This is a genomic window from Candidatus Aquarickettsia rohweri (assembly GCF_003953955.1).
Taxonomy (GTDB): Bacteria; Pseudomonadota; Alphaproteobacteria; order Rickettsiales; family Midichloriaceae; genus Aquirickettsia; species Aquirickettsia rohweri.
The window spans coordinates 1-10,822 of sequence record NZ_RXFM01000037.1 but is presented as its reverse complement, the minus strand read 5'-3'; the positions used below and the strand labels follow the sequence as shown (position 1 = coordinate 10,822).

Annotated in this window: 12 protein-coding genes; 6 read left to right on the top strand and 6 right to left on the bottom strand. The window is 27.5% G+C overall.

Annotated features, from left to right (window positions below; translation table 11 throughout):
- The first annotated feature begins 24 nt into the window (after positions 1-24).
- Positions 25-177, top strand: coding sequence for a transposase domain-containing protein (locus EIC27_RS07985; protein WP_205702326.1), 153 nt, complete (start codon positions 25-27; stop codon positions 175-177).
- A 238-nt stretch (positions 178-415) separates the two neighbouring features.
- Entirely contained in the window at positions 416-1,105 is a 690-nt protein-coding gene (locus tag EIC27_RS03345) for an outer membrane protein (protein ID WP_240627081.1), read from the top strand.
- A 13-nt stretch (positions 1,106-1,118) separates the two neighbouring features.
- Here the strand turns inward: EIC27_RS03345 and EIC27_RS07510 are convergent, their stop codons facing one another.
- The 5 genes from EIC27_RS07510 to EIC27_RS03325 form a co-directional block, all read right to left on the bottom strand.
- Positions 1,119-1,661: a glutamine synthetase gene (locus EIC27_RS07510; RefSeq protein WP_338140440.1), complete on the bottom strand. Its 543-nt coding sequence runs from the start codon at positions 1,659-1,661 to the stop codon at positions 1,119-1,121.
- Positions 1,662-1,766: 105 nt separating this feature from the next.
- Positions 1,767-2,177, bottom strand: a complete 411-nt coding sequence (locus EIC27_RS07505) for a glutamine synthetase beta-grasp domain-containing protein (RefSeq protein ID WP_240627079.1) — start codon at positions 2,175-2,177, stop codon at positions 1,767-1,769.
- Between the two features lie 92 nt (positions 2,178-2,269).
- Positions 2,270-3,412, bottom strand: coding sequence for a radical SAM family heme chaperone HemW (gene hemW / locus EIC27_RS03335; protein ID WP_126044727.1), 1,143 nt, complete (start codon positions 3,410-3,412; stop codon positions 2,270-2,272).
- On the bottom strand, positions 3,405-4,940 hold the full coding sequence (gene lnt / locus EIC27_RS03330) for an apolipoprotein N-acyltransferase (protein ID WP_126044726.1): 1,536 nt from the start codon (positions 4,938-4,940) through the stop codon (positions 3,405-3,407). Before lnt ends, hemW begins: the two co-directional genes overlap by 8 nt.
- 35 nt (positions 4,941-4,975) lie before the next feature.
- The gene (locus EIC27_RS03325) at positions 4,976-5,887 is read right to left on the bottom strand and encodes a divergent polysaccharide deacetylase family protein (protein WP_126044725.1); all 912 of its coding nucleotides are present in this window, start codon (positions 5,885-5,887) and stop codon (positions 4,976-4,978) included.
- Between the two features lie 152 nt (positions 5,888-6,039).
- On the opposite strand from EIC27_RS03325, the gene motA reads away from it, so the two are divergent.
- From motA to EIC27_RS03305, 4 genes are all read left to right on the top strand, one after another.
- Positions 6,040-6,885, top strand: coding sequence for a flagellar motor stator protein MotA (gene motA / locus EIC27_RS03320; protein ID WP_162298316.1), 846 nt, complete (start codon positions 6,040-6,042; stop codon positions 6,883-6,885).
- Between the two features lie 3 nt (positions 6,886-6,888).
- Positions 6,889-7,731, top strand: a complete 843-nt coding sequence (locus EIC27_RS03315) for a flagellar motor protein MotB (protein ID WP_126044723.1) — start codon at positions 6,889-6,891, stop codon at positions 7,729-7,731.
- 122 nt (positions 7,732-7,853) lie between these two features.
- Complete coding sequence (typA, locus tag EIC27_RS03310; RefSeq protein WP_126044722.1) at positions 7,854-9,662, top strand: translational GTPase TypA; 1,809 nt, start codon at positions 7,854-7,856, stop codon at positions 9,660-9,662.
- An 85-nt stretch (positions 9,663-9,747) separates the two neighbouring features.
- The gene (locus EIC27_RS03305) at positions 9,748-10,434 is read left to right on the top strand and encodes a hypothetical protein (RefSeq protein WP_126044721.1); all 687 of its coding nucleotides are present in this window, start codon (positions 9,748-9,750) and stop codon (positions 10,432-10,434) included.
- A gap of 112 nt (positions 10,435-10,546) precedes the next feature.
- On the opposite strand, the gene EIC27_RS07865 is transcribed toward EIC27_RS03305, so the two are convergent.
- A partial coding sequence (locus tag EIC27_RS07865; protein WP_153183752.1) for a transposase domain-containing protein occupies positions 10,547-10,822 on the bottom strand: 276 nt, incomplete at its 5' end.

The following is a 10,822-nucleotide window of genomic DNA, read 5'->3' as shown; positions in this document are numbered from 1 at the left end:
AAGGGTGCTAAAGCTAGTGCAAATATTTATAGTATTATTGAAACTTGCAAAGTAAATAAGATTAATCCTTATGATTATTTAAAATATTTGCTGAATCATATTCATGATTATTCTGATCCAAAAGAGTTAGTAAATTTACTTCCATATAATATTGATAAAAAAATATCATCAAATTAAATTTTTTTTAGAATTATCAAAAAACTTAAGAAACCCAAAGAAAGGCGGATAATACTTGTCAAGATGGGGATATTTTAGCGTTTACGTATTTGGCAAAAAGAAGGCATTGTTAGAAGTGAAGCAATAATTAAAGTGAAAAATACAGATAATTCAATAGAAGAATATGAATTGAAAAGTATGTGTACAAATAAGGATTTAATTGAAAATTTTAATAAGGATATATTGAACCCTTGTGGTGATGAAAGCAACATATGGAACTATAATCATGACTAAAATTTCAAAAATTAATTTTTTATTTGGTATTATAGTATTATTTTCCTTAAAGCAATTTTCATGGGCAAATGATACGTATATTAAAGTGGATTATGGTATTCCTTATTATGATAAGTTATCTGATGATTATGAAAATAGCAGGTTAAAAAAGGGGCAATTTTATGGTATTGGTGTAGGATATAAATTTAATAATAAAGTTAGAAGTGATGTTACGTTATTTAGATTAAATGACTCTAAATTTTCTTATAAATCTGCTTTATTCGAGAGTAATTTTAATGTTAATAGTACTATTATTATGGGAAATTTATATTATGATTTTCTAGATAATAAAACTTTTAATATTTACACTGGTTTAGGTGCTGGTTTTAGTAAAAATACTGCTAGTATGTATTTAAGTGATATGGGGGGGCATTCATCTGCAATTCCTATATATCAAAGATATAATCATAAAAACACAAATGATTCTTTTGCATATAGCTTTACGATTGGTACTTCAATGAAAGTAACAAATTCATCATTTATAGATTTAGGCTATAAATATTATAATTTAGGTAAAATTAAACATAAAAAGGATAAAAATTTACCAATAAGTCAAAATATTGAATCGAAACATAAGATACATGTTGTGAGTGTTGGTCTTAGAATTCTTATTTAGTATTAGGAATTATTTATGCCAAGTTATTGCAGATAGTTGAGATTAATTGAGTGGCTACTGCATATGGATCTGCATTTGCTCCTGGTCTTCTATCTTCTATATAACCATATCCCTTTAGTGCAACTGAACGAGGTATTCTTATTGAACAGCTACGATTTGCATCTCCATGTGAAAAATTATTGATGTTTGCAGTTTCGTGCTTGCCAGTTAACCGCTCCTCTAGTTTGTCTCCATAAACAGCAATGTGTTCAATATGTTTTTGGCTTAAACGTTCTATAGCTTCATCTATTGTTTTTTTACCTATATTTGGGTTACGCATATTTTTTGTTGAAAAATTAGTATGCATACCAGCTCCATTCCAATCACCTTTTACTGGTTTAGGATCTAAAGAAATATGAATATTATATTTTTCACTAATACGATGTAAAAGCCAACGTGCAATCCATGTGTGATCTGCTACTGTTAGAGCATCAGCAGCTTCTTCATTGAAACCACGATATCCTGTTTGAAATTCCCATTGACCTGGCATAACTTCTGCGTTCATACCATAAAATATTAGGTTTGCTTCGATACAAAAATTTGCATGCTCTATTGCAAGTTCTCTACCAAAAATTTGTTCTGAACCTACGCCACAATAATATGGTCCTTGTAGAGCTGGATATCAGTGTTCTGGCCATCCAAGAGGCACATTATGTTTAAACATTGTATATTCTTGTTCAAAACCTATCCATGGTTGATGTTCTGCTCCTCCTGAATTTAAGATTTTTCTCAATTTAGCACGAGAATTTGATTTATGTTCAGATCCATCAGGATTTAACACCTCGCATAATACTAGATAGCCACCCTTCTGACAAATAGGATTATTGGTGAAATTTACAGGTTTTAATATACAATCTGAATCTTTTCCTGTGGCCTGCATAGTAGATGAACCATCAAAATTCCAATGTGGAAATGAATCAATATTTGGGTTCTTAGGTAAAAATATAACTTTGGATTTAGAGCGGAGCTGTTTTACAGGAGAATTTCCATCAATCCAGATATATTCACAGATTTTTAAACTTCCTGTTCCCACTTGTAATAGTAAATTTTGATTTTATTAACAAAAGTATAAGAGGGATTTATTAATTTGTCAACATTTGTTATGGAGTCAGGATGAATATATGACTAATAAGTATCATTTAATAGTATTTCAATCACACTATTTAGTAATAATCTTCCCTTTAATGTGCAAGTTATAAAATTGTTATTGATTTCTTTGATTAATCCATGTTTAACTAGTTGTTTGAGAGAGTTTTTATTTGGAATTTTTGATATGTGCAATCCTCTATTTAATCTTAACCCCATATTTAAAGTATCTATTAATTGCTCATTGTCACTTAATTTTTTTTTAGATTGAATAGGCTTTTGATTTTTAATAACCAAATATTCAATCCATTTTGTAGGATTATAATAATTGATTGTTGAATGTATTTGATCGTTAAGCTTATATCTTCCATGAGCACCTGGACCAAGCCCTATATAATCCTTAAGAAGCAAATATACCATATTATGCTTGCATTTGTATTCAGGTTTTGAAAAATTAGATATTTCATATTGGATCATTCCTTTAGATTTTAATATATTGTAGGTAGATTCATACATCTGAGCTGAAGTATTCTCAGTTGCCATAGTAAAAGTATTGGATTTAAAATCATTATAAAATTGGGTGCCCTTTTCTATTGTTAATTGGTAGCATGAAATATGATAATCAACATATTTAATTGCAGCATTTAATTCATTTTTCCACTCTTTTATACTTTGATTTGGTAAACAATATATTAGATCAAAAGAGTAATTATTAAAGATATCTTTTGCTAATTCAATTGCTTTTAATCCATCTTTATTGGAATGAGAGCGTCCTAAAAATTTTAAATTCTTAGTTCTTAAGCTTTGTATACCAATTGAAATTCTGTTAATTCCTGCAGATTTAAAATCTAAAAATCTATCTCTATCTATAGAATTAGGATTAGCTTCTAATGTTATCTCTGTATTATCAGAAATAATAGCTGAATAATTGATTTTTTCTAAAATTGCTTTAACTATTTTAGGATTCATTAAAGATGGAGTTCCTCCACCAAAAAATATTGAGTTAATTTTTTTACCCTTAATTAAATCTTTATTAAAATCAATTTCTTTGATATATGCATGTGACCATTGATCATAGTCAATTTTTGATGATTCATGGCTATTGAAATCACAATAAGGACACTTAGTTTTACAAAAAGGCCAATGAATATAAATAGATAATTCGCCTAAGCTATTAGTCATTTCTAGTTAATTTAGACTTAAAAATATATACTAAGGCTAAAAAAATAACATATAGGGTAAATATTGCTGGTATAATATATTCGTGTATCTTATAAAAAAGAGTTGGTTTTCTTAATTTAGGTGGAATTATACCATCAATTACTGCTTCTCTGCTTAAATGTGTAGTTTTTACTATATCTCCATATGCATCAATTATCCCTGATAAACCAGTATTTGCGACTCTAATAACTGGCAAACCATATTCAATAGCTTTAATGTTAGAAATTATAAAGTGTTGATAAGGGCCAAATGTATCCTCAAACCATGCATCATTAGTAACATTTAAGATAAATCTATATTTGTTAAATGAAGAGAGTGAAAGATGTTTTTTATCAAGGGTTGATTCAGAGCAAATTAAAGGTAAAAAACTAATATTATTGTCTAAATTTATTATATTACCTTTTTTACCTGTAGAAAAATCTTCTATTCCTGGTGAATTAGCGATTTTATGAATAATTTTATTAGCAGTTTTTATTGGCATATATTCTCCAAAAGGAACTAGAATTCTTTTGTCGTAATGACCTAAAATTTTACCATTACCATCTATGCTAATTATTGAATTATAACTTAAAACTTCTTTATCCAATTGCTCTATTCTATCTGTTCCAAATATTAAGGCTGATTTTCCGTCATTATTGTGAGGCACAAAATTTTTAAGTGTTTGTAACCAATTAGAATCTTTAAAAATTGTATATGGAAACGCTGATTCAGGCCAAAAAACATAGTTAATGTTTTTAAATCCTTTAGATAATGTTAATTTAGATAATTTTTCAAATATATAAGTTTGTTTCTCGGAATTTCCAAAATGAAAATCTTGTATATTAGGTTGGATAATTCTTATATTTATTACTTCTTTATCATCTAGTTCATACTGTTTGTTTTCTTTTCTAATTTCACCTACTACACTTATAAATAAAAACATGATTATATTAAATAAAATAAATAATTTATTTTTTGAAAACAAACTTAGAGAGAAGACTATAATCATAAAGCTGGCTCCATATGAGCCAACAAAAGATAAAATATTTTTAAACCATGGAATAGATATTGATGAATAACCAAGCAATCCCCAGGAAAAAGGAAAAAACATTTCACATCTTAAATACTCAAAAATTACCCATAAAAATGCAAAATTTATTGAGTATAAAACATTATTATGCCGCACATATTTTGAGCATATTGCTAATATTCCTATTGCGATAGCAAATGGAATAGGAATTATAGTTGATAAAATAGGAACTGCCCATTCTAAATTAATATTAGCTTTATAAATTGAAAATGGTATCCAATAAGTTTGTCTTACATAAAATCCATATCCAAATAGTAGTCCATTAAAAAAAAGTATTATATTGCTGTTATATTTTTTTAAAATTATTGAAAAAAAGCCTACTGAAATTATAAAAGGAAATGCTGAAATTGGATAAAATGCAAAACTAAGTGATATTCCTAATAGTAGAGAAATTAAAAAATAAAAAACATAATACTTCATTTAATTGCCATTTTTGTTAGTACTATCTATTTTAGTTATTTATTAATTTTATTAACTAACGTTGTTATATTTACTATATTAAATTTTAGGCTTTTATCAACTTCTTTAACCCAATTATTAAGAATATCAATATTATAAGAACTAGCTTTGATAATTCCTACAGAATATCCTTTAGCACTAGAAATTTCTTTTAAATATTCAAGTTTAGTAATAAGTTGATTTTTTGATAAAGAATTACCAATTATTATATTGGCTTTTAAAATTCTATCGTTCATTTTATATTTTGTAGCAAGATCCATAAATGGTTTTACTTCTTTAGGATCATTATATAATATCAACTTATTTGTTGGATTAACTTTTTTAAGTAAAAAATTAAGGTCATCAATTTCATCTGTAAAAGACTCATATAGTTCAGTATAGACACCTTTAAAAAGATTAGCTTTTGATAAAATAAAATCCAATCTTTTAGAATTCTCTTTTTCTCCTAAATTACATATTAAATAATAAGGGCCACTATCATGAAAAAAATAATCATAAGTTTCCATAGGAATGTTTATAAATATATCTCTATTAATATTGTTTAAATAATCAAAATTATTTAAATAAGAGGAAAAGCCTAAAGAAATAGATTGAGGAAGTTTATTTATTGCTTGGTTTGTTACCTCATTATTAATACCAAGTCCAACTATTAGTATTGCTATTTTAGTACTACTTTCTAAAGTCAATTTATCTGCATAATCTTTAGCTAATTTTTCTGAGTCTATGTTTTGTTGATGTTTTATTTTATTATCTATGAAAGTATTTTGACCTTCACTATTAGTTTTATTATTAAAAACAGAGTTTATAAAATAAAATGTAAACCCTAAAAAACATGAGAAAATTAATAAAAAAACAAAAATAGTAAATACACTATATGATGATTTTTTTATCCTAGAAAACTTTTTCATATACACTACTTAAATACAAATTTTTAAAGTTTAATGTAATATTAACATCATTAATTTAGAAATATCAAAATAATTACTTGATTTAGATATAATTTAATTTAACTTTAATATAAATAAATTTATAAAAATATTAATAAATGTTTTATATAGGGTTGGTTTGTCTGCTAAGTTCTGTTTTTATAGGGTATTTAGCTATAGGTGGAAATATTGAAGTATTATTTAAACCATCTGAGTGGATTATTATTATTGGTGCTGCAATTGGAAGTTATATTATTTCCAATCCTCCAAATGTAATAAAGGAAATGCTTGCTTCATTAAAAAAATTAAATAAGAAATCACCTCATTCAAAAAAAGAATACCTTGAGCTTTTATCATTTATGTTTAGTTTTTTTAAATTTTCGCACTCTAATGGTTTAGTAGAATTAGAAAATCATATTGATAATACGGAAAAAAGTGAGCTTTTTAATTCTTATCCAATAATGCATAAAGAAAAAGATGCTAAAGAGTTTTTTTGTGATTATTTTAGGGTAGTAGTTCTTGGTTTTGAAGATCAAATGGAATTAGAAAATATGATGGAAAATGACATTGAAAGCAGAAAACATCATGTGCATGCTATTTCACAATCTTTAATTATAGTTGGAGATTCACTTCCTGCTTTAGGAATTGTTGCTGCTGTTCTTGGAGTTATAACAGCCATGGCTTCAGTTGGTTCTGATCCAAGTGTATTGGGGCCTAAAATTGCTTCAGCTTTAGTAGGTACATTTATTGGTGCTTTTTCAGCATATGGTCTGGTGAATCCAATAGGATACTTTATATCAAAATATAAAGAAGATGAGATAAAATTTTTGGAATGCATAAAGTCTGGTATAGTAGCGCATATAAGTGGATATCCACCATCGGTATCTATTGAATTTGCAAGACAAGGAATTCCGAAAGCTCATAAGCCAACTTTTGAGGAAGTTGAATTAGAAATTGAAAAAAGAACTACAAGCAAATAATAAATGCAAAAAAATAAATTACAAACCAGAATTATAAGAAAAAAGAAGTTTAATAATCGAAATGATTATCATGGTGGTTCATGGAAATTAGCTTACGCAGATTTCGTTACTGCACTTATGGCATTTTTTTTGCTTTTATGGTTGTTAAGTGCAACTCCAAATAAAAAATTACAAACTGTAGCTCAGTATTTTGTACCTACATTAAGTTTTTTACAAAAAGAAGTTAAAAATAAAGATAATGATTATCAATATAACAATAAAATTGGTATTCAATATGGAGTTGAGCATGTTGGTGATATTGTGTATGTGAAGAAAGAAGGTGAAAAAATTAATGTTGCAGAGATAAATAATAAGATTTTTTCAAAAATAGAATCTCAGATAGATAATTTAATTCAAGATAGTCAAGGTATACAGCAAAATATTTCTTATAAAAACACCTTAAATGGTTTAGAAATAACAATTAATGATCAAGACAAACATCCACTTTTTCAAATAGGAAGCTCAGAACTAACTGACTATGCAAAAAACCTACTTGATAATATTATAAAATTTATAAAATTTTCTCCTAATCTTATCCAAATTAGTGGATATACTGATAAATCAAATCAGAGTCCGCTTGTAAAATATGGTGATTGGGAACTTTCCTCAGATAGAGCTGATTCTGATAGAAGATACTTGCTAATAAAGGGTATTTCTCCTGAAAGAATTCATTCTCTTATTGCTAGAGCAGATACAGATTTAATTGACCAAGATAATCCATATTCTCCAATTAATAGAAGAATTACTATTACCTTATTAAGAAAAGAAGGAGCTGCAAATTACAAAATTGCAACACCTATGGATTAATTGTTTTATAAAAAGTTACTGTTTCACATCCACTTTTATTTCATATCCACTTTTACTTGACGATTTTAATATTATTATATATTAATAACCACTTATTATGTGTTTATTTTATATAACAATTAATGGCTCAAATTCGTAATATTGCAATTATTGCACATGTTGATCATGGTAAAACCACACTGATTGATAATATGCTTCAGCAAAGTGGAACATTTAGAGAAAATCAAGATGTTGAAAAAAGAATAATGGATTGTAATGATTTAGAGCGTGAAAGAGGAATTACAATTCTTGCTAAATGTACATCTATGAATTATGGAGATATTAAATATAATATAATAGATACTCCAGGTCATGAAGATTTTGGAGGAGAAGTAGAAAGAGTTCTGTCAATGGTTGATGGTGCTATATTATTAGTTGATGCATCAGAAGGATCAATGCCACAAACAAAATTTGTATTATCAAAAGCTTTATCTATTGGATTAAAGCCTATTGTAGTTATAAATAAAGTTGATAGGTCTGATAGTCGTATTGATGAAGTTTTAGATGAAGTGTTTGATTTATTTTGCTCACTAGATGCAACTGAAGAACAATTAGATTTTCCAATTTTATATGCCGTTGGAAGAGATGGTTGGGCTTCTGAAGAAAATGAAATAGGTAAAGATTTAAAACCATTGTTTTCCATAATAAAAGATCATGTCTCGGAGCCAAATGTAGATAAATTAGCACCTTTTTCAATGTTAGCAAGTATATTGACTTCAGATCCATATGTTGGAAGAATTTTAATTGGAAAGGTATATTCAGGGTCTGCTAAAGTTGGTGACAGTGTGAAATCACTTGATTTAAATGGAAATATTATTGAAAACACAAAGCTTACAAAACTCTTTGGATTTAAAGGAATAGAAAGAATACCAATCGAAGTTGCAGAAGCGGGAGATATTGTGGCAATTTCTGGTGTAGAAAAAACTTCTGTAGCATATACAATATGTAATAATACTATAAAAATCCCTATACAATCTACCCCTATTGATCCGCCAACTATGGCTATTACAATCAGCGTTAACAATTCTCCTTTAGCTGGTCTTGAGGGTTCAAAAGTTACTTCAAGAATAATTTTAGATAGACTTCAAAAAGAAGCAGAAAGTAATATAACTATAACTTTAAAAATTTCAGATAATGGAGAAAATTTTGAGATTGGTGGTAGAGGTGAGCTTCAATTAGGAGTTCTTATAGAAAATATGCGTAGAGAAGGATTTGAAATGTCAGTATCAAGGCCACGAGTTTTATTTATAGATGATGAATTTGGTAAAAAACTAGAGCCTATTGAAGAAGTTGTAATAGATGTTGATGAGACACACAGTGGCATAGTAATTGAAAAGCTTTCACTTAGAAAAGCAGAGTTAAAAGAAATGAAGCCATCAAGTGGTGGTAAAATTAGATTAATTTTTCATGTTCCATCTCGCGGTTTAATTGGTTATCAAAATGAATTTCGCAATGATACAAGAGGTACTGGTACTATCAATAGAATATTTCATTCTTATCAAGAATATAAAGGAGAAATTATATCAAGAAGAAGTGGCGCTTTAATTTCAAATTCTAATGGTGAAACAGTTGCGTATGCTTTATGGAATTTAGAAGATAGAGGTGATTTATTTGTAACACCAAAGATTAAAATTTATGAAGGGATGATAATAGGCGAGCACAATCGAGATAATGATCTAGAAGTTAATCCAGTTAAAGGCAAGCAGCTTACTAATATGAGAGCTTCTGGAACAGATGAAAGTATAAAGCTAACCCCATATAGAGCATTTACACTTGAAGAAACTTTATCTTATATCAAAGACGATGAACTTATAGAGGTAACTCCAAAGAATATTAGACTGAGAAAGGCCATTTTATGCCCTCATGAAAGAAAAAAAGCATCTAGAAAATAAACTATTTTAAACATAATAAAAATAGGCTTTACAATAAAAATTTTATATATTACAACTATTTTTTAATCATTTAAAGGTAGTTGAAATGTTTTCAGTAATTTGCAATGTTAAAAAGGTAGTGTTTTCTCAGGAAATAGGTTCTGCTTATACTTATTATAACTGTAAGTCTGTTTTATTTGAAGGGGATGATTTAGTGTTTCATAGTAGTACTAAGACCACAGCGGATGATCTAAAATCAATTTTTGAAAAAAATGTAGTAGGTGGATTAGCCCCTTATGGTTATGAGGATACTTACAAAAAGTTAAATAAAGTAAATAATATAGATTTAATAAAATATATTGCTTTGATGGAAAAAAATGAAGGTGGTATGCTGGAAGCTGGAGGAAGTAATTATACTTTATTTAATGAAAGATTAGTGCATGAGCATAGTGAAAAAGTGTTGTTTAATAAAGTTAATATATTTTTTAACGATGATCTTGTTGATAGTAATTTAAAAAGTAAAAATGGTAATGCGTACTATTTGAAAGAAGAATACTTAGAAAAAGCTATGCAAGAAGCTCTTAGTTCCTATAAAAAAGCAAGTGTTGATGAAACTCAAACTCCTATGACTTTTCAAGTTGGTGCAGTAGCTGATCAAGCAATTACAATTAATTTTGATAATGTAGATGCAATGGTAACTTGGTCGCAATATATTGCAAATGGTATGAATTACTTATTTGATACATTATCAAATTATGTAAATGGTGAATCATCAGAGATAAATGATATTTAAAGTTAATTAATTTAATGCTAATGCGATGTAAACGCTAAAATATCCCCATCTTGACAAGTATTATCCGCCTTTCTTTGGGTTTCTTAAGTTTTTTGATAATTCTAAAAAAAATTTAATTTGATGATATTTTTTTATCAATATTATATGGAAGTAAATTTACTAACTCTTTTGGATCAGAATAATCATGAATATGATTCAGCAAATATTTTAAATAATCATAAGGATTAATCTTATTTACTTTGCAAGTTTCAATAATACTATAAATATTTGCACTAGCTTTAGCACCCTTAGTTGTTGCACAGAACATCCAATTTTTTCTGCCAACTGCAAATGGTTTTATACTACGCTCCGAATCATTATTATCAATACGCAGTCTTCCATCTAAAAG